Origin of the sequence: Flavobacterium sp. LHD-85 (genome assembly GCF_030929595.1) — a bacterium.
In the GTDB taxonomy this organism is placed as follows: domain Bacteria; phylum Bacteroidota; class Bacteroidia; order Flavobacteriales; family Flavobacteriaceae; genus Flavobacterium.
Window position 1 is genome coordinate 611431 of record NZ_JAVFVR010000001.1, and the last position, 18614, is coordinate 630044.

At 33.3% G+C, this 18614-nt stretch carries 16 protein-coding genes and 1 pseudogene; 8 read left to right on the forward strand and 9 right to left on the reverse strand.

The genetic code is table 11. The features are described from left to right. Positions 1-10 precede the first annotated feature (10 nt). On the forward strand, positions 11-2773 hold the full coding sequence (locus RB618_RS02655; protein WP_308067357.1) for an AsmA-like C-terminal region-containing protein: 2763 nt from the start codon (positions 11-13) through the stop codon (positions 2771-2773). 100 nt (positions 2774-2873) lie between these two features. Here the strand turns inward: RB618_RS02655 and RB618_RS02660 are convergent, their stop codons facing one another. The 3 genes from RB618_RS02660 to rplU all read right to left on the reverse strand — a co-directional run bounded on the left by RB618_RS02660 (position 2874) and on the right by rplU (position 5036). Further along, the gene (locus RB618_RS02660; RefSeq protein WP_308067358.1) at positions 2874-4169 is read right to left on the reverse strand and encodes a hypothetical protein; all 1296 of its coding nucleotides are present in this window, start codon (positions 4167-4169) and stop codon (positions 2874-2876) included. A gap of 138 nt (positions 4170-4307) precedes the next feature. Further along, positions 4308-4568: a 50S ribosomal protein L27 gene (rpmA, locus tag RB618_RS02665; RefSeq protein ID WP_012023622.1), complete on the reverse strand. Its 261-nt coding sequence runs from the start codon at positions 4566-4568 to the stop codon at positions 4308-4310. Between the two features lie 24 nt (positions 4569-4592). Next, entirely contained in the window at positions 4593-5036 is a 444-nt protein-coding gene (rplU, locus tag RB618_RS02670) for a 50S ribosomal protein L21 (protein ID WP_008466656.1), read from the reverse strand. 273 nt (positions 5037-5309) lie between these two features. Between rplU and RB618_RS02675 the strand changes: the two genes are divergently transcribed. Then, on the forward strand, positions 5310-6632 hold the full coding sequence (locus tag RB618_RS02675) for a pitrilysin family protein (protein ID WP_308067359.1): 1323 nt from the start codon (positions 5310-5312) through the stop codon (positions 6630-6632). A 12-nt stretch (positions 6633-6644) separates the two neighbouring features. Then, entirely contained in the window at positions 6645-8693 is a 2049-nt protein-coding gene (locus RB618_RS02680) for a pitrilysin family protein (RefSeq protein WP_308067360.1), read from the forward strand. A gap of 254 nt (positions 8694-8947) precedes the next feature. Here RB618_RS02680 and RB618_RS02685 read toward each other — a convergent pair whose 3' ends face one another. Continuing rightward, positions 8948-9814 carry a DMT family transporter gene (locus RB618_RS02685; protein ID WP_308067361.1) on the reverse strand — a complete coding sequence of 289 codons (867 nt, stop codon included), beginning with the start codon at positions 9812-9814 and terminating at the stop codon, positions 8948-8950. Positions 9815-9913: 99 nt separating this feature from the next. On the opposite strand from RB618_RS02685, the gene RB618_RS02690 reads away from it, so the two are divergent. Next, a complete protein-coding gene (locus RB618_RS02690; RefSeq protein ID WP_308067362.1) occupies positions 9914-10291 on the forward strand; it encodes a heavy metal-associated domain-containing protein in 378 nt (125 codons plus the stop codon). A gap of 283 nt (positions 10292-10574) precedes the next feature. Here RB618_RS02690 and RB618_RS02695 read toward each other — a convergent pair. Continuing rightward, positions 10575-10780: pseudogene (locus RB618_RS02695) on the reverse strand (gliding motility lipoprotein GldD); the annotation flags it as partial. A gap of 258 nt (positions 10781-11038) precedes the next feature. Here RB618_RS02695 and RB618_RS02700 point away from each other — a divergent pair. Beyond that, on the forward strand, positions 11039-11641 hold the full coding sequence (locus tag RB618_RS02700) for a hypothetical protein (RefSeq protein WP_308067363.1): 603 nt from the start codon (positions 11039-11041) through the stop codon (positions 11639-11641). 515 nt (positions 11642-12156) lie between these two features. On the opposite strand, the gene gldD is transcribed toward RB618_RS02700, so the two are convergent. The 4 genes from gldD to mutY are packed head-to-tail and all read right to left on the reverse strand — an operon-like array spanning position 12157 to position 15561. Continuing rightward, positions 12157-12717: a gliding motility lipoprotein GldD gene (gldD, locus tag RB618_RS02705; RefSeq protein ID WP_308067364.1), complete on the reverse strand. Its 561-nt coding sequence runs from the start codon at positions 12715-12717 to the stop codon at positions 12157-12159. 1 nt (position 12718) lies between these two features. Continuing rightward, positions 12719-14014 carry a gliding motility-associated protein GldE gene (locus RB618_RS02710; RefSeq protein ID WP_308067365.1) on the reverse strand — a complete coding sequence of 432 codons (1296 nt, stop codon included), beginning with the start codon at positions 14012-14014 and terminating at the stop codon, positions 12719-12721. Positions 14015-14040: 26 nt separating this feature from the next. After that, the gene (locus RB618_RS02715) at positions 14041-14478 is read right to left on the reverse strand and encodes a single-stranded DNA-binding protein (RefSeq protein WP_095928033.1); all 438 of its coding nucleotides are present in this window, start codon (positions 14476-14478) and stop codon (positions 14041-14043) included. A 36-nt stretch (positions 14479-14514) separates the two neighbouring features. After that, complete coding sequence (gene mutY / locus RB618_RS02720) at positions 14515-15561, reverse strand: A/G-specific adenine glycosylase (protein WP_308067366.1); 1047 nt, start codon at positions 15559-15561, stop codon at positions 14515-14517. Positions 15562-15701: 140 nt separating this feature from the next. Here mutY and RB618_RS02725 point away from each other — a divergent pair, with 140 nt between their 5' ends. The 3 genes from RB618_RS02725 (at position 15702) to RB618_RS02735 (ending at position 18614) form a co-directional block, all read left to right on the forward strand. Then, a complete protein-coding gene (locus RB618_RS02725; protein ID WP_007805026.1) occupies positions 15702-15992 on the forward strand; it encodes an HU family DNA-binding protein in 291 nt (96 codons plus the stop codon). A 411-nt stretch (positions 15993-16403) separates the two neighbouring features. Next, on the forward strand, positions 16404-17948 hold the full coding sequence (locus RB618_RS02730; protein ID WP_281631052.1) for a ribonuclease E/G: 1545 nt from the start codon (positions 16404-16406) through the stop codon (positions 17946-17948). A 156-nt stretch (positions 17949-18104) separates the two neighbouring features. Then, positions 18105-18614, forward strand: a complete 510-nt coding sequence (locus tag RB618_RS02735; protein WP_308067367.1) for a hypothetical protein — start codon at positions 18105-18107, stop codon at positions 18612-18614.

Below are 18614 nucleotides of genomic sequence, written 5' to 3' on the forward strand. Positions count from 1 at the left end.
ACAATTCGCTATGCAAAAAAGTAAATCGAGATCAATCGTGTTTAAAATTGCGAAGTATACCGGAATAACTTTCGCAGTTATCCTAGGATTATTATTTTTAACGCCTATCGTCTTTGAGGATCAAATTAAAGAGCAGATAAAGAAAACCGCCAACGAAAGATTAAGTGCAGAATTGAATTATTCTGATGTTTCGGTGTCCTTTTTCCACCATTTTCCTTCGCTTACTTTAACCTTAGACAATTTAAGTCTGAATGGTTCGGCTCCGTATACAAACGAAAAATTCATTACCGCAAAAGAGGTTTCTTTCGGAATAAATGTGGCGAGTCTGATTTTCAGCAAATCGGTAAAAATTGATCAGATTTATTTATCGGATTCTTTTATAAACGTAAAAGTGAATCCAAATGGAGAAGCGAATTATAACATTTATAAATCGCAAGAACAAGCTTCTAAAGCTAAAGACAGCAGCGATACAGCATTAAAACTAGAACGAATCGAGATTTTAAACAGTAAAATTGTTTACGATGATAAATCGACTAAAATCCATTTTGATGCATATGGACTTAATTATTTAGGAAAAGGAGATTTAAACAAAGCAGTTTTCGATTTATATTCTAAAGCAAACATCGAAAAATTAAATATTGTTTATGAAGATGAACCGTATTTAATGAACAAAAAAATCGATGCCGATTTGATTACAAAAGTAAACATCAACTCGCTTTCTTTCTTTTTCCAACAGAACAACCTTAAAATCAATCAGCTTTTGGTCGATTTTAAAGGGAAATTTGATATTTTGAAAGACGGCTACAATATGGATTTTGTGATAAAATCTAATAACAGTAAGCTTTATGATGTCTTTACAGCGTTACCTCCAAAGTATATTACATGGCTTTCTAAAACAGACTTAAAAGGAAACACAGATTTGCTGTTAACTTTAAAAGGGAAATATATTACTTCTGAAAATATCGCTCCTAATTTAGATTTGGATGTAAAAGTAACTGACGGTTTTGTCAATTATAACAAAAGCGCATTTCCCGTTTCAAACTTAAACTTAGACATTAAAACAACTGTTCCTTCTCTAAATCCAGATTTGGTAATTGTTGATGCGAAAAATTTATCGCTAAACATTAATCAGGATTATTTAAAATCTAAATTCTTAGTTAAAGGTGTAAACACGCCAGATATCAACGCTGATTTTAAAGCCAAAATTGATCTTGAAAAATTAATGAAGGCACTTGGAATTCCAGATATTGAATTAAAAGGAATTCTGACTGGTGATGTAAAAGCAAACGGAATCTTCGACCAAAAGAACAAGCGTTTTCCTGTTACAAACGGAGTACTTAATTTGGATAACGGATATTTAAAAACACCGTATTATCCAAACCCAATTACCGATATTACGATTAAATCAAAAATCGAAAACCAGAAAGGAACATTTGCCGATCTGAAAGTAAATTTACAGCCAACACAATTTACTTTTGAAGGTAAACCTGTTTTTTTACAAGCTGATTTAAGCAATTTTGACGATTTAACTTATGATGTAAAAGCCAAAGGCGAATTGGATATCAGCCGAATTTATAAAGTTTTCTCTCAAAAAGGTCTTGATCTAGACGGTTTTGTAAAAGCTGACGTGTCTTTAAAAGGAAAACAAAGTGATGCCGAAAAAGGAAATTACAGCAAATTAAACAACAAAGGTACGCTCGAATTAAGAAATATCGGAATTGCTTCTAAATACCTTCCAAAGAAATTTATTATCAAAGAAGGTATTTTCAAAATCAATCAAGATAAAATGTCTTTCAATAATTTCCTTGCTGCATACGGACAGTCTGATTTTAAAATGAATGGTTATTTACAGAACGTTTTCAATTATGTAATGACTAATACAGGCGTTTTAAAAGGCTCTTTTAAAGTTACTTCGCGATACATCAATGTTGACGAATTCATGTCTAGCGTTGATCCAAATACACCAGTAACGCAGAATTCTGCCCCTAAGACAGAAGCAAAACAATCTGAAAACACTCAGACTGGCGTTATTATTATTCCAACCAATTTAAATTTACAATTGATTGCAAATGCTCAAAAAGTAAATTTTGACAAATTAAATCTTCAGAACGCAACTGGAAATTTATCAATGAAAAATGGCAAATTGACCATGCAGAATACTGGTTTTAATTTAATTGGATGCAACGTTTCAATGAACGCCAATTATCAAGCTGTAACACCGCAAAAAGCCAATTTTGATTATGCTATAAAAGCAACAGATTTTGATATTAAAAGAGCATATAACGAAGTCGAAGTTTTCAGAAAAATGGCTAGCGCCGCAGAGAAAGCACAGGGAATTGTTTCATTAGATTACCAGCTTAAAGGCCGTTTAAATGCAAACATGGACCCTGTTTATCCTTCGCTTGTTGGTGGCGGAACCCTTTCTGTAAAAGATGTGAAAGTAAGAGGATTGAAAATGTTTAATGCCGTAAGCAAACAGACGAATTCTGAATCTATGAAAAACCCAGATCTTTCAAAAGTAGATATCAAAACAACGGTTAAAAACAACATTATAACGGTAGATCGTTTTAAATTTAAGTTTGCCGGCTTTAGACCAAGAATTGAAGGAACAACAAGCTTAGACGGAAAACTGAACTTAAAAATGCGTTTAGGATTACCTCCTTTTGGTATTTTTGGAATTCCACTAACTGTTACTGGAACTCAGGACAATCCAAAAGTAAAAGTGGGTAAGAAAACAGAAGATTTGGAAGAAACCAAGGATACAGAAGATTAAAATTTTCAAACTGCAAAATTCCAAATTCCAAACTGGATCTCTACATATCAACCTTTGCTAAAGTTTTGAACTTTGGCAAAGGTTTTTTTTTACAGATAACTTAAACTGCAAATATTTGCTTAGAAAGATACAAAATTCCCTTTCCCATCAACCACAACAGTAAAGCTAAACCAAGCAATTTCCAAGCCCAGCCTCTCCCTCTTTTCCAATCTGAGAAAAAAGAAAAAACCTCCATATACTTTATTATTATATAAAGAGTTGATCCTATAATTGCAAACCAGATTACTTCGTTTAATTGAAGATTAAAACCATATATAAAAACAGCGATGAGAAAAAGAAATGTAACAAATTGTACAAAATAATAGTTTCTTGAACTGTATTTATGATTCACTTTTAATGATAAAATTAAAAATGACAAAATCAATAAACTTGTTAGAGCTGAGATAATATTATAAAAAATAAGATTTTCCTGCAGTGCCAATACTATCGTTACAACGACCGCAACAATGGTACATGCCGCGAGAGAATTAACGCTTCTATCTCTATAATCTTCTTTATAAAAAGGAAATAAAACAGGATAAATATACTTTTCTAAAGAGCGCCAGAATGGCAAAGCATAAACCGCCGCAATTGCCGACAAAACTATTTCGTAATTATAAAAAACATCGGTAGGAACTCTATACAACACATATAAAAGCGCAATTGTAACTATAAAAGCTGGAAAACATATTGTTTTTATGGTTTCCCAAGAATCTCTGCCCCAAAAGTTATTTTCTATTTCATAAACATATTTTTTAATCCAATATTCTTTTGTAAACAAAGCTGTAGACTGGCTCCATAACAAAAACAACCCTAAATGTATAATTACGGTTCGAAGCACAAATTCTTCAACCCTACAGCCATAAATGATGCACCCTGCGCCAATTAAAAGCAATTCTAGAGTTAACAAAACAGGTAAAAACAGAATTTTTAATACTGGCGCAATATGACGAACCAAAAACTGAATAAGCAGACTCCAATATCTTTTAAATAAAGCAACGACAGCGCAAATAGCAATAAAGGCAGAAAGATAAAACATCCAATTGGTCAGCAATTGTGTCTGCATCCACAATTGTACAGCAGAATCTTTTTGTGGAGTATAAATAATATCTGAATTTAGGAAAACCTCTTTTGCTAATTCATCTCTTAGATTATCAGATAAATTAGGAAACTCATTTTTATGCGCGTTCCAAAACTGATCTATATTGAAACCATTATTTTTCAGAACCTCAAATTCATACAGAACATTTTTCTGCTTATCGTTTAGTACACTCAAATGAATGGCAATACTATCTGATACAACTTTTCCGTAAGTGCTTATACAGAACAAAAGGGCAAATAAGACTATTTTTTTCAACTTATAACATTTAAAGAATTGAAGATATCTAATTTTCATCAGTCTTACAAATGTAAATCTTCATTAAACGTCTAGCGTTAAAAATAAAAAACCCGCTCTTTTCAGAACGGGTTTTCTATAAAAAGTAATCTATGATTATTATGCCTCGAATGGGATAATAGATACATAAGATTTGTTATCTCTTTTCTTTTGGAACTTAACAACTCCAGCAACTCTTGCGTGAAGAGTGTGATCTTTACTAATGTAAACGTTTTCACCTGGATTGTGTTTTGAACCTCTTTGTCTAACGATGATGTTTCCAGCAATAGCAGCTTGACCACCATAAATCTTAACGCCTAAACGTTTTGATTCTGATTCTCTACCATTCTTCGAACTACCGACACCTTTCTTGTGAGCCATGACGTATGAGTTTAAATATTGTTATTATTCTTTAGTAGTCTCTTTTTTTGCTTTTGGAGCTGCTTTTTTTGCTTTTGGAGCTGCTTCTACTTCTTCAGTAGCTGCTGCATCTTCTGCTACAACTGCTTTTTTAGCTGCTGCTTTTTTAGTTCCTCCTGCTGCAGTAATACCTTCAATTACAATTTGAGTAAGATATTGTCTGTGACCATTTCTTTTTTTGTATCCTTTTCTTCTTTTCTTTTTGAAAACGATAACTTTATCTCCTTTTAAGTGTTGTAACACTTTAGCTTCTACTGAAGCACCTTCTATAGCTGGGGCGCCTAAAGTTACATTTCCATTGTCATCTAATAAAAGAACTTTGTCAAAAGAAACTTTTGAACCTTCTTCATTAGCTAAACGGTGAACATAAACCTTTAAGTCTTTGCTTACTTTAAATTGTTGCCCTGCTATCTCTACGATTGCATACATACCAAATTGATTTATTGAATTTTAAGGTTGCAAATATACAACTAATAATTTACTATGCAACCCATAAAAGCAAAAATATTTTCACTCAAAAAAACCTTGTTTTTCAAGTAGTTCCACACATAAAATTAAAATAATTTAAAGTAAAAGATTGTTAAAATCGTATTTATTTGAAAACAATTCTGCAATTCATAACTAAAAAAAACTATTTTTGATGTAACCAAAATCAACTCTTGTCTACCTACTCTTGTTGATATTTTAAAATTATTAATCTTTATGAAAAAATCAATAATGATGTTAAGTGCTGCATTAATGCTTGGCGGTGTGGCTCATGCCCAAAAAGTAGCTTTTGAAGAATACGATTTAGATAATGGGCTGCATGTCATTTTACACAATGATCCGTCTGCTCCTGTTGTTATCACTTCGGTAATGTATCATGTTGGATCAAAAGACGAACGTCCTGACCGAACAGGTTTTGCACACTTCTTTGAGCATTTACTATTTGAAGGAACTCAAAATATTAAGCGCGGAGAATGGATGAAAATTGTGACTGCAAATGGAGGAGTGAACAATGCCAACACATCTGACGACAGAACATATTATTACGAAGTTTTTCCTTCTAACAGCCTAGAACTTGGTTTATGGATGGAATCTGAGAGACTAATGCATCCTATCATCAACAAAATTGGTGTTGACACTCAAAACGAAGTCGTAAAAGAAGAAAAAAGAATGCGTTACGATAATCAGCCATACGGGAATATTCTTCCAGAGGTTAAGAAGAATATGTTCAAAAACCACCCTTATAGATGGACAACTATTGGTTCTATGAAGGATTTGGATGCTGCAACTCTTGAAGAATTCCAGGCTTTCAACAAAAAATTCTATACGCCAAACAATGCCGTTTTGGTTGTTGCTGGTGATTTTGAAAAAACTAAAACCAAAGAATGGATTCAGAAATATTTTGGACCAATTCCGAGAGGCGAGGAAGTTAAAAAACAAACTTATACCGAAGATCCGATTACGCAGCCAATTACAGCTACTTATGAAGATCCTAACATTCAGATTCCAATGATTGTTGCTTCTTACAGAACACCTTCAATGAAAACAAGAGACGCGAGAGTTTTAGATTTGATTTCTTCTTATTTAAGCGACGGAAAAAGCTCTAAACTTTACAAAAAAATAGTTGACGACAAAAAAATGGCGTTACAGATTGGTGCAGTAGGATTTAGCCAAGAAGATTATGGAATGTATATTCTTTACGGCCTGCCGATGGCTCCCTATACAATTAATGATATTTTAAAGGAAATGGATGAGGAAATTGCAAAAATCCAAACCGATCTTATTTCTGAAAAAGATTACGAAAAATTACAGAATAAATTCGATAACAATTACGTAAATGCCAATGCAAGTGTAGAAGGAATTGCTGAAAATCTGGCTTCGTACTATTTACTTTATGGCGATGTTAATTTAATTAATACCGAAATTGACATCTATCATTCTATCACAAGAGAAGAAATTAGAGACGTTGCCAAGAAGTATTTGAACCCGAATCAGCGTTTGATTTTAGATTATATTCCGACTGCCAAATCTCAAAACTAAGAATATCGAATCATGAAAAAAATATATACTTTTTTAATCCTTACTTTCCTAACTGGAATTATGCAAGCACAAGATCGTCCACAACCCAAACCAGGAAATGCCCCAGTAGTCAACATCAAAAAACCGCAGACCTTTGTTTTATCAAACGGCATGAAAGTTTTGGTTGTTGAAAACCACAAATTACCTAGAGTGAGCTACACACTTACTTTGGATAATGCGCCATTTACTGAAGGCAACAAAAAAGGAGTTGACGAATTAACGAGCAGTTTAATCGGAAACGGAACTAAAAAAACAACCAAAGAGGCTTTTAACGAAGAAATTGATTTTTACGGAGCTAACATAAACTTTACTTCTCAAGGCGCTTACGCAAGTACATTATCCAAATATTCAGGACGTGTTTTAGAGCTTTTGGCGGAAGGTGCTTTACAGCCAAATTTTACTCAAACGGAATTTGACAAAGAAAAAGCAAAACTTTTGGAAGGCCTTAAAGCAGACGAAAAAAGTGTTCCAGCGATTTCAAACAGAGTGGTTGATGTTTTAGCTTTTGGAAAAAATCATCCTAACGGAGAATATCTTTCTGAAGAAACAGTAAAAAATGTTACGCTAGCAGACGTTCAAAACAATTACAACACTTATTTTGTTCCAGAAAATGCTTATTTGGTGGTTATTGGAGATGTTAAATTTAAAGATGTAAAAACAGCTGTTGAGAAATTATTCAGCGGATGGAAAAAACAAACAGCACCAAAAAACACTTATCCTAATCCGACAAATGTCTCAAACTTACAAATAGATTTTGTTGACGTTCCAAATGCGGTTCAATCTGAAATTTCATTAGTAAATACTCTTAATTTAAGAATGAGCGATCCAGATTTTTTCCCAGCAGTTATTGCTAATCAAATTTTGGGAGGCGATTTTAATAGTTATTTAAACATGAATCTTCGTGAACAGCACGCATGGACTTACGGTGCAAATTCAAGCATTGGAAGTGGAAAATATGTAACTAAATTCAAAGCTTCTTCGGCTGTTAGAAATACGGTTACAGATAGCGCTGTTGTTCAGTTTGTGAAAGAAATTAAACGAATTAGAACTGAAAGGGTTGATCCAGAAGTTTTAAGAAACGTAAAAGCAGGTTATATTGGAAGATTTGTAATGCAGGTTGAAAAACCTCAGGCTGTTGCACGTTATGCTCTAAACATTGAAACGGAAAAACTTCCTGCTGATTTCTACGAAAAATACATTCAAACCATCAATAATGTTACTGCTGACGATATTTATCGTGTTGCCAACAAATACTTTTTATTGGACAATATGCGAATCGTTATTGTCGGAAAAGGTTCGGATGTGCTTCCTGGTTTAGAAAAACTGCAAATTCCGATATCCTATTTTGACAAATACGGAAATCCAGTTGAAAAACCTTCAACAAAAAAAGAAGCACCAAAAGATATTAGTGCAAAAACAGTTTTCGAAAACTATATTAAAGCTATTGGTGGAGAACAAGCAGTTACAGCCGTAAAAACATTATACATGAATGGCTCAACAACGATTCCGCAAGCTCCTACCCCATTGACTTTTACCTCTAAATTAGATTCAAAAGGAAAAATGATGGTTTCGCTTTCTATGGGAACAATGAATCTAATGAAACAAGTAGTGAATGAAAAAGGCGCTTATGTTGAACAGCAAGGTCAAAGAAAAAACCTTGAAGGTGAAGATTTAGCCGAAATGAAAGCCAATGCCGCTCCTTTTGAAGAACTGCAGCTTGTAAAAAGAACCGACCTTAAAGTGGAAGGAATCGAACCAATTAACGGAAATGATGCTTATGTCATTAAAGACGGTAAAACAAAATATTATTACGATGTTAAATCAGGCTTAAAAACTGCCGAATCTAAAGTTCGTGAGCAAGCTGGAAAATCAGTGGAACAAATCACCAATTTCAATGATTATAAAGAAGTAAAAGGCGTTAAAGTTCCTTTTAACTTAGTTCAGAATGTTGGTTTTGAATTGGACATTAAAATGTCTGATATCAAGATTAACGAAGGAGTTTCTGAGAAAGATTTTTTATAGAAGGTTCAAAGTTGCAAAGACTCAAAGGAACAAAGGTTTTGTCTGAGTCTTTAAAAATAAAATTCTTAAAAGCTTTGTCAAAGTTTGAAACTTTGACAAAGCTTTTTTTATGCTCTTTTTTTGTCAGGCTGAGCCCTTCGTTCCTCAGGATAAACCCCATCGAAGTCCGTTCCAATTGGCGCACCCTTCGACTCCGCTCAGGGAGACATACGCATCAAATTACATTTTACAAGCAACATTTTACAATTCAAAAACTACTTCTTAGCCGATAAATAAACTCCAATCAAAATAATAAAAGCCCCTACAGACTGAATTGGAGTTAGGAATTCGTTATCTAATAATCCCCAGAAAAAAGCAACTATCGGAATTAAATACGTTACTGATGTTGCAAAAACTGGCGATGACATTTGAATCAATTTAAAGAAAAGAATATTGGCGATTCCAGTTCCTAAAATCCCGAGAATAGCCACAAAAAATATCGAATGCTGTGTTTCTGCAAAATGTATTTTTTGGCTGATATCAGTTGTACTTAAAATGATTAATGCCGGCAAAAGCAAAACAGCAAAATTTCCTGTTGTGATACTTACAGAATTTAAATCATGAAGATATTTCTTAATCAGATTGACGTTGATAGCGTAACTAAGCGTTGCTATAACCACCAGTAAAACATATAAATAATTTTGCGTTCCGCTCGAAGAATCTCCACTTAAAACTAAAAGCAGACAGCCCACAAGTCCGACAAAAACGCCCAAAACTTGTCGTTTTTGAAACTGAATTCCAAATGCTATAATTCCTAAAACTAAAGTATTTAAAGGTGTTAGCGAATTTAAAATCGCCACAATAGAGCTATTAACCTGAGTTTCTGCAATAGCAAAAAGATATGCGGGCATGAAAGTTCCAAAAAGTGAAGTTATGGCAACAAATTTCCATTGGCGGCGTGAAATCTTTTTCAGACTGTTAAAACCTACAATCAGCAAAAACAAAGCAGCAAAAACAATTCGGAACGATCCTACCTGAACAGCGCTTAAACCAACCAATCCTTTTTTTATCAGAATAAAAGAGCTTCCCCAGATAAGAGAAAGAATAGTTAAGTAAATCCACTTTAACTGTTTTGTTTCCATAAATTGCATTTTACTGCAAATTTGTAATTATTTTACGAACTAGCCTCTTGGTTTTTATTAATTTTGCAACAAACATATTGACAATCTAAAATCATAAATATGAAATTCACTAAAATATTCGCGTCATTAGCTATTGCTAGTTTAGTATTCGTTAGCTGCAAGAAAGAAGAAGATAAAAATTTGGCTAACATAAAACCTTTAGAAACGACTTCTAAAGAACATAAAGCAATCCCTGCTGAAAACGTTCAAACAGCTAGTTTCGAAATCGAAGGAATGACTTGTGCAATGGGATGTGCCAAAACGATCGAAAAAGAATTATCAAATCTTGATGGAGTTGAAAAAGCAGCTGTTGATTTTGACAAAAAAACAGCAACCGTAACTTTTGACAAAACAGTTCAAAACTCAGAATCTTTAACAAAAGTAGTTCAAGAAACTGGAGATGGAAAGACATATAAAGTTTCGAATTTTAAGTCTTAAACAAACCTGTCACATCCTAAAAAATAAAAACAAGCTGTCTCAAAAGGACAGCTTTTTTGTTGGGCAAAACATTCTTTGTCAATAAAGCCCCAGCGGGGTAAAATATTTATAGAATTATAATAATACAAATAAAAAGCTCCGGAGGAGTGACATATTTTTATGTAGCCTAAATATATATCACTCCTCCGGAGCTTTATACTGTAAACATTTTATTCTTTGCTATAAATATTTTGCTTCTCTGAAGCTCGTAAAAAAAGCCATCCTTCTGAGACAGCTTATTTTTTTATTTCCATTTCAACGTTTCCATTAAACGTTGTATATCGTTTTTAACATAACTTGCAGCAGGCATAATTGAGTCGAAGTTTGGTTTTGCGTAAAATACATCGAACCAATTAAAAAGTGCTTTGTACTGTCGGTAACGTAAAACTGAGAATTTGTAGCTGCGTTTCCGTAAACTTGGTAAAACATTCCGTAAACTTTTTTCTGCGGACCCGATAGCACGGATTTGCAATCCGTGCCCTCAACAGTAAGACACAAAACAAATCGTTAAAAAAAGTGACCGAAAATAATGTGCTTTATTATATTTACAAAGAGAACAAACCAATCCTTGCGGGCACGGATTGCAAATCCGCGCTATCGTTGCGGAGATAAATCTGAGTGATCGGAATCTTTGAGCACAAACAAATCAGCGAGAGGAAACATGGAAAAATCAAAATGAGTAGCCAAATCCAGCAAAAATAAATTCTTATGTCAATAATCATTAAAAAGATAAAACTTTTAACTAAAACATTACAAATACTTATAGTTTTTATTTTTCTAGCTAGCTGCAATAATGCAGAGAACAAAAAAGATATAAATTCATCACCACTAATAAAAAAGAAGAATTTACCATCAAAAGCCATAAGTACAAATAATATAGCGTTTAAAAAAGAGATAATTAATAATCAATTTGCAAATGCGCCATTAGGAGAGTTTAACTTTATTAATAAAGACCTCTCTTTATTTTTTAAAGGCAACTATGATATAAATAAGACTCTCATAACAAATAAATTCACAGGAAAGATTGATACGCTGATTACTTTTCAGAATAAAAACTCTTTAGTAAGATTTTATAAATCTGAAGAAAAAGTAATGTTGGACAGTTTGAATGTTTCGGATAAAAACTTCGCAACTTTTAATTTAGGAATAGATATAGATATGAGTAAAAATAAATTTTTAAGCATATTTAAGACTAACAAAAAAGACACCTATTCTGACACTCTTTCAATCATCGATGACGAAGAAAATAGCTCTGTTGAGCTTTCATTTATAAACAAAAAATTAAATAAAATAATAATACGTCCATGGTAAGGACAAATATTATAATTTACTAAACCCGATAGCGCGGATTTTCAATCCGTGCCCTCAACAGTAAGACACAAAACAAATCGTTAAAAAAAGTGACCGAAAATAATGTGCTTTATTATATTTTCAAAGAGAACAAACCAATCCTTGCGGGCACGGATTGCAAATCCGCGCTATCGTTGCGGAGATAAATCTCAGCGATCGGATTATAACAACCCAAATGACTCGGATATGTAAATCCGACAATCACAGATTCTTAATGTAACGATAGCGAGGATTTGTTCCGTAGGAACATCTCGTCGGTAGAAAATTGTGTTATCGTTGATTTTTACGTTCCGTAGGAACGTCTGGTTTTGACATTTTTTTAAACAATTCTGCATATCAAACGTTCCTACGGAACGTAAAATATGTGGTTGATTTTTTTTCTACCAACGAAACATTCCTACGGAATGTGACCCTAATATTAAAGAATGAAAAAATAATTGCAATAAAAAAGGATCCAATTTGGATCCTTTTAATTTTTATTTCCATTTCAACGTCTCCATCAAACGTTGCATATCGTTTTTAACATAACTTGCAGCAGGCATAATTGAGTCGAAGTTTGGTTTTGCGTAAAAGTACATTGAACCGATTAAAAAGTGCTTTGTGCTGTCGGTAACGTAAAACTGCGAATTTGTCGCTGCGTTTCCGTCTACTTGATAAAACATTCCGTAAACCTTTTTCTGCGGATTTAAATATGGCTGTTCCAGAATATCATCGGCTTTAATAACGTGCTCGTACGTTAGTTTTTGAGCGTCGCGTAGTAATTTATCAATATTGCCATTTACTGGCTTGTACGTCAAATAAATCGTTGCTTTCATCTTTGGATAGGTGATTGCAAAACCACATTCTTTTTCTCCTTTTATAATAGCATCTACATTCATTTGAAAAGCAAACGGACAATTGTTTTCAAAATTCACATATTTTGCTTCTGGATAATCTAATCGCAGGAAACTAGCCGGTTTTGGCAAAACATCATTTTTACAGCTTATAACCGTTAGCACAAGCAAAATTGCTGTTATTGAAAGTATTTTATTAAGCATTTTAATTTATAGTTACTTTTATTTGTTTTACACGCTTTTTATCAACTGTTTCTACTGTGAAAATACAGTTTTCAAAAGGCACTTTTTGATCTTTTTTAGGGAAATTGCCCAAAATCTCCAGAATAAATCCTGCCAATGTTTCGGCTTCTCCTTTGTGGGCTTCAAAAACATCTTCGTCAACATCTACAATTCTGTAGAAATCTTTCAGGTTTATTTTTCCTTCAAAAAGAAAATTATTTTCATCTATTTGTGAGAAATTCAGATTTTCATCATCAAATTCGTCACTAATATCTCCGACAATTTCTTCGATAACATCTTCTAAAGAAACCAATCCAGAAGTTCCGCCATATTCGTCAACCACGATTGCCAAATGGCTTTTTAAGCTCTGAAAATCCTTCAATAGATTGTCTAGTTTTTTATTCTCCGGAACAAAGAAAGCTTCTCTTATTAAAGAAGTCCAATCAAATTCTTCTTTGTCAATATGAGGCAACAAGTCTTTTACGAAAAGCACGCCTTCAATCTGATCAATATTGTCTCGGTAAACTGGAATTCTAGAGAATCCTGTTTCAATTATCTTAGGATAAATTTCTGCGAATGTCTCTGATATTTCCAATGCAAAAATATCAATTCTCGGGCTCATTACCTGCTTTGTATCGGTATTTCCGAAAGAAACAATTCCTTCCAGAATCTTTTGCTCTTCTGTTGAAGTTCCTTCCGAATCTGTAAGCTCCAATGCCTGAGAAAGTTGATTGACAGAAAAATTACTTTTTTGCTTTCCTAATTTGTTCTGAAAATATATGGTAACAGCTCGCATTGGCAAACTGATTGGAGAAAGCACTTTATCTAAAAATGCCAGCGGATAAGCGACACGTTTAGCAAAGCGAATGCTATTTCTGCTTGCATAAACCTTAGGAAGCACTTCACCAAATAATAAAATCAAGAAAGTAACCAGAATTACTTCGAGCGTAAATTTAAAAGCTGGCGAACCTACATTGGCAAAAATATTCTGCCCTATATAAGCAAATAGGATTACTACGCCTATGTTAAAGAAGTTATTAGCAACCAATAAAGTTGCGAGAAGCTTTTTAGGCTTTTCTAATAAATTTGAAATAATTTTTCCTTTTGCAGGATTATCGTTTAAAGAATTGTCGATATCTTGCTGTGATAAAGAAAAAAGAGCAACTTCAGCACCTGAAACGATTGCTGAAAGAAATAACAAAATAAAAATTCCGACGAAACCAATAATTAAATTAGCGTCAAGATTGGTAGAAAAAAGTAAACTGGGCTCTGGGTCCAAATTGCATAAAATTAGTTAAACATCACTTAGAAGGGCAGATCATTGATCGGTAGCCCTTCAGGAGCATCAAAGTTAGTGTTTTTTGCCGACTCTGTATCCTGGTTTTGTTTTGTATAGGCAGTTTCTTTTTTGGTAGTCAGAAAAGTAAACTCTGTAACCTGAATTTCTGTAGTATATTTTGTCGTTCCATCTTCAGTCTGCCACTGACGAGATTTTATTCTTCCCTCGACATAAATTTTATCTCCTTTAGAAAGATATTTTTCGCAAATCTCTGCGGCTTTATTACGCACAACCAAATTATGCCATTCTGTAGAGGTAATCTTTTCATTGGTCGTTTTATTGATATACACCTCATTGGTAGCCAATTGAAAACGTCCGATGCAATTTCCTCCATCAAAATAATGCATCTTTACATCATCGCCTAAATGGCCAATAAGCATCACTTTATTTAATGTTCCGTTCATAGTTTTTGGTAGTATTTCTCCCAAAGATACATTTTTTTAGCAATTTATTTCTTGCTTTTCTATAAAATTATATATCACAATAGGAAAAGGAAAAGTTTTCAATTTTTGAGAATCTATTCCGTTTTCGATTTTCTCCTGTACTTTAATTTTCCAAAATTGTATGTGCAGATGCTGATGCGAAAGCTTATGCAGAATAGTCGATTCAGCACAATCCTCTATACCTATAATAGTATAGGAAGGGAAAATTTCTTCTTTTGCTTTTTTCGAAACTACATCAAAATCTACAATTGATTGAGTTTCTAAAAGCGGAAATTCATATAAATTATGCCAAATTCCTTTTTCGCTTCTTTTTCGAATTAGCGTATTCCCTTCAACATCTTCCAAAATCAAATAATTAAAGTATCTATTGGTTACTTTTACCTTTTTTGACTTAACAGGAAGCATATTTACTTTTCCTTTTTGCAATGCAGCACAACTTTCGTTAAAAACGCAAACAGAACAATCTGGACTTTTAGGAACACATTGCAACGCACCAAACTCCATTATAGCTTGATTAAAAAGAGCCGGATTATCTTTTGGCATTAATTCCTGCGCCAAAGCTGTAAATTCTTTTTTGGTTGCTGGAAAGGCAATATCAGACTCAATATCAAAATAACGAGATAACACCCGAAACACATTTCCGTCTACAACTGGAACCGATTCATTATAAGAGAAAGAAGCTATTGCCGCGGCAGTATACTCACCTACTCCTTTCAATTTTAAAAGCTCTTTATAAGAATCAGGAAAAATGCCATTTAAATCGTTACTTATATATTGAGCAGTTTTATGAAGATTTCGGGCACGAGAATAATACCCCAAACCTTGCCAAAGTTTCAAAACTTTCTCTTCTGGAGCATCTGCCAAATCTTTTACTGTAGGAAATTCTTTAGTAAACGAAAAAAAATATGGCATTCCTTGTGCAACTCGAGTCTGCTGAAGCATGATTTCTGAGAGCCAAATTTGGTACGGATTGACCGTTTTTCGCCACGGTAAATCACGCTTGTTCTGTAAATACCATTTTATCAATATGTTATGAAAATCCATTGCAAAATCCTTAGATTGCAAAAGTAAATGTTTATGTAATTAAAATTTAACGAATTAGCTTGATTAATTATTTTTTTAATTCCTATATTTGCAAACTCAAAAAAATAGTACACCATTTATAAAATAAAATAGGAAAGAAAATGACGAAAGCAGATATCGTAGCGAAGATTTCAGAGAAGCTAGGTCTTGAAAAAGGAGACGTTCAAGCAACAGTAGAAACTTTTATGGAAGAAGTTAAGACTTCTTTAGAGACTGGAGACAATGTATACTTAAGAGGTTTCGGTAGTTTTATCGTTAAAACTAGAGCTGAAAAGACTGGAAGAAACATTTCTAAAAACACTACTATTAAAATTCCAGCACACAACATTCCTGCGTTTAAACCTGCAAAAGTTTTTGTAGAAGGGGTTAAAACAAACAACGAAGCAAAATAATATTAATTAACATAAATCGACACAATATGCCAAGTGGTAAAAAAAGAAAGAGACATAAGGTAGCTACTCACAAACGTAAGAAAAGAGCGAGAGCTAACCGCCACAAAAAGAAAAAGTAGTTTTAAACTACTTTTTTCTTTTTAAACGTTCATTGAAATTTGGGAAATTTCAAAAATTCCAAAAAAGAAAATCCAAAATCCAAAAATTAAGGCTTCAAAGCCTATTCAGATTGGAATTTTGAATTTAAAAATTGAAATTTAACTTTCCCAGCCGGGTTAATACCTGTTAAAAATATTGTTTAATCCATCCTTACAATTCAGTTATGAGTTATGAGTGCTGAGTTATGAGTTGTAAAACTTGAAACTTGAAACTTAAAACCTGAAACTAAAAGTCTGGATAAAAATTTACAGTGTGAATAAAGAATTAATCATTAGATCTAGTTCTGATGCAGTAGATTTTGCCTTATTAAAAGATGGAAAACTAATTGAATTACACAAAGAAGAAGAAAAAAGCAACTTTCAGGTTGGCGATATTTTTATTGCCAAAATCAGAAAACCAGTTGCCGGACTTAATGCTGCTTTTGTGAATGTAGGCTTCGAAAAAGATGCCTTTTTACATTATCACGACTTGGGTCCAAATCTAGCTTCTCAGCTGAAATTCATAAAACTTGTAAGCGCAGGTAAATTAAAAGATTTCTCCCTAAAAACCTTTCAGTTTGAAAAAGAGATTGACAAAGATGGCATCATTACTGATATTTTAAGTGCCAATCAATCTGTCTTAGTTCAAGTAGTTAAAGAACCTATATCGACCAAGGGTCCAAGAATAAGTGCTGAGCTTTCTCTTGCCGGAAGATTTATTGTTCTAGTTCCTTTTTCTGATCGTGTTTCTATTTCTCAAAAAATAGAAGACAAAAAAGAAAAGGATCGTCTAAAAAAACTTGTTCTATCGATCAAACCTAAAGGATTTGGTGTTATTGTTCGTACAGTAGCAGAAGGCAAAAACGTAGCCGAATTAGAAAAAGATTTGCAGAACCTGCTTGGCAGATGGTCTGCAATGTGTAAAAAATTACCAACTGCTCATCATCCATCAAAAGTATTAGGAGAGCTTAATAGAGCTTCTTCAATATTAAGAGATGTATTCAACGATACCTTTAGTGGTATTCAAATAGATGATGAAGAGTTGTACCATCAAACGAAGGAATATCTGCAAGAAATTGCACCTTCAAAACAATCGATTGTTAAGTTTTATCAATCAAATGACACTCCGATTTTTGAGAAATACAATATAGAGAGACAAATCAAAACTTCATTTGGCCGAACTGTTTCCATGAGCAAAGGTGCTTATCTTATCATAGAACACACTGAAGCTCTTCACGTTATAGACGTAAACAGCGGAAACCGTTCTAATAAAGCGACCAACCAAGAAGATACAGCCATGGAAGTAAATATGATTGCCGCAGCAGAAATCGCAAGACAGCTTCGTCTGCGTGATATGGGCGGAATTATCGTAGTTGATTTTATCGATATGTCTAATCCAGAAAACAGGAAAGTTTTGTTCGACTTCTTGCGAGAAGAAATGAGCGACGATAAAGCAAAGCATAAAATATTACCGCCGAGTAAGTTTGGTTTGGTCCAAATTACAAGACAGCGAGTAAGACCAGAAGTGAATATCAAAACCAGAGAGGAAGATCCTAATAAACACAATGGCGAAATTGAAGCTCCAATTTTAATCATTGATAAGATCACCGCTGATTTAGAAAGACTTTTAAAAACCCACAACAAGGTTGTGCTTAATACACACCCATTTGTGGCTGCATACCTCAGCAAAGGTTTTCCATCATTACGTTCAAAATGGTTTTTTGAACATAAGAAATGGGTGAAAATCATACCTCGTGACGCTTACACGTACTTAGAATACCATTTCTACGATAAAAAAGGAAATGTTATTTCAGAATAAAAACAAAAACCGCCTTTCGAAAGATTGGCGGTTTTTTTGTGCTTTTTTTTACAGCTATTAATTTTAGTTATTGTTTATAATAGCGAAATATGTTTTTAGATAGGACGCTAAATTGTTTATCTTTAAAATACATTAATGACAATTTAAAACTTTGGTATGACTTCTAACCCTAACAAATTATCAGGGAAATTAATTATTTACTGCCTCGCACTTGTACTATTTTCTTTTAGAGCGAATGCTCAAAACACAAAATCTGAATCTACAATTCCTCAATGGCCTATTTTATATGTAAATTACTCAATTGCCGACAAAAGTCTTTTCACGGGCGGACTTGAATTTTGTCTAGAATGCAAAGATAAAAACAAGCTCTTTTTAGGTGCAGGATACGGAATTACAAATAGCTATAACGGCAACTATTATGGTCTTCCTGATGTGCATTTATCATACAATACAGAATATCTTCTATTTATAAAAGCAGGCAGCTCCTCTAAGAATGCTTATGTAGTAAGCGGTTTAACTGTATTTAATATGATAGATTTAGGTTTAGGGTATTCGTTTTCCTTCAACAAAGAAAAGATTCCTACTTATGAAGGATTTACAGCTTCAATCTCGTTTCGATTTACTAAAAATAAAGATGTCTATACGAAACTCAATATCATACAATAA

Excerpts from the sequence above, each read along its gene's own strand:
- RB618_RS02655 (WP_308067357.1), top strand. The coding sequence starts at position 11 with ATGCAAAAAAGTAAATCGAGATCAATCGTGTTTAAAATTGCGAAGTAT.
- rpmA (WP_012023622.1), bottom strand. The coding sequence starts at position 4,568 with ATGGCTCACAAGAAAGGTGTCGGTAGTTCGAAGAATGGTAGAGAATCA.
- rplU (WP_008466656.1), bottom strand. The coding sequence starts at position 5,036 with ATGTATGCAATCGTAGAGATAGCAGGGCAACAATTTAAAGTAAGCAAA.
- RB618_RS02675 (WP_308067359.1), top strand. The coding sequence starts at position 5,310 with ATGAAAAAATCAATAATGATGTTAAGTGCTGCATTAATGCTTGGCGGT.
- RB618_RS02680 (WP_308067360.1), top strand. The coding sequence starts at position 6,645 with ATGAAAAAAATATATACTTTTTTAATCCTTACTTTCCTAACTGGAATT.
- RB618_RS02685 (WP_308067361.1), bottom strand. The coding sequence starts at position 9,814 with ATGGAAACAAAACAGTTAAAGTGGATTTACTTAACTATTCTTTCTCTT.
- RB618_RS02690 (WP_308067362.1), top strand. The coding sequence starts at position 9,914 with ATGAAATTCACTAAAATATTCGCGTCATTAGCTATTGCTAGTTTAGTA.
- RB618_RS02700 (WP_308067363.1), top strand. The coding sequence starts at position 11,039 with ATGTCAATAATCATTAAAAAGATAAAACTTTTAACTAAAACATTACAA.
- gldD (WP_308067364.1), bottom strand. The coding sequence starts at position 12,717 with ATGCTTAATAAAATACTTTCAATAACAGCAATTTTGCTTGTGCTAACG.
- RB618_RS02715 (WP_095928033.1), bottom strand. The coding sequence starts at position 14,478 with ATGAACGGAACATTAAATAAAGTGATGCTTATTGGCCATTTAGGCGAT.
- mutY (WP_308067366.1), bottom strand. The coding sequence starts at position 15,561 with ATGGATTTTCATAACATATTGATAAAATGGTATTTACAGAACAAGCGT.
- RB618_RS02725 (WP_007805026.1), top strand. The coding sequence starts at position 15,702 with ATGACGAAAGCAGATATCGTAGCGAAGATTTCAGAGAAGCTAGGTCTT.
- RB618_RS02735 (WP_308067367.1), top strand. The coding sequence starts at position 18,105 with ATGACTTCTAACCCTAACAAATTATCAGGGAAATTAATTATTTACTGC.